This is a genomic window from Komagataeibacter sp. NFXK3 (assembly GCF_054182245.1).
This window is the reverse complement of record NZ_JAPIVJ010000079.1, coordinates 1-1,083: the sequence shown is the minus strand read 5'-3', so window position 1 is coordinate 1,083 and position 1,083 is coordinate 1. Positions and strand designations below refer to the sequence as shown.

1 protein-coding gene is annotated in these 1,083 nt (G+C 53.9%); it reads right to left on the bottom strand.

The annotated features are described in order from the left end of the window. The coding region (locus tag OQZ28_RS17540; protein WP_042659034.1) for an IS481 family transposase at positions 1-991 on the bottom strand (991 nt) is incomplete at its 3' end. Positions 992-1,083 lie beyond the last annotated feature (92 nt).

Sequence of the window (1,083 nt, the reverse complement as noted above, 5' to 3'; positions counted from 1 at the left end):
TGTCAGGTTGTGAAACGTCATTGGCGTAATCAAGGATTTCATCGACCTGTTTCATGATGTCACGATCAGCCGGTTTGATGTGATCAGGATTACGGAACGCGGGATGTTTTTCAAGCCACGACGTGATGCATTGGGTGGGAGTTATGCCGCCCAGAACACGCTGCCGGCGATGATTGTAAGCGAAACAGAAGCCTCTGAGCAGAATTTCCAGATCCTTATGGCTTGAGACACAGACCGGCAACACCTCTGTGGCGACACGGCCATTGAAGCGTTCGACCATTCCATTGGTCTGAGGGGAGTAAGCTTTGGTCCGGCGTCGGTCGATTCCCATGTCATGACAGGCTTTTTCGAAGGCATCCGCCGTAAAACAGGAACCACGATCGGTCAGAATATGGGTGATCCGGAAAGGAAAGGCGGTTTTGACAGCTTTGAGGAAATCGACGGAATTATCGGCATTTTCCGCGTCATAGACGGCCAGATGTACCGAACGGGAGCATCTATCAATGGCGACATATAGAAAACGTTTCCGCCGTTCTCCATCTGCCGTCTGCAATTTGGGCAGATGTTTCACATCAATATGGACATAACCGGGATCGTAATCCCGGAATGTTCCCTGTCCCCGAACTGGTCTGGTCTTTGGAGCAGGAGGCAGCCTGTTCAATCCGGCATCTTTCAGAATACGCCAGATGTTGTCCCGGTTCAGATGTGGCAGGAAATGCCGCACGACAAAGGTCAGGTCATCCAGGCCAAAACCGGTAGAACGCCGAAGGTGACAGACAATGGCGCGCTCTTCCTCCGAGGCTTTCCAGGCCAGTTTCCGGGGACGGCTGCTGCGGTCCTGGCAGGCGTCTGAACCACGCCTGCGCCACTTGCGGACAGTTTCCGCGCTGATCCCGTAGCGTCTGGCGAGCACGGATGTCGATTCCGATGAGCGGGCTATGTCAGCCCGGACGGCCGGTGTCGTGCGTGCCTGTGGATGGATCTGAAGCATCATTCAGTCTCCCTGCAAACGGAAGAAAACCATGAAGAGTAACGCGGTATTGCCCACCCTACATCATCCCAATGACGTTTCACAACCTGACA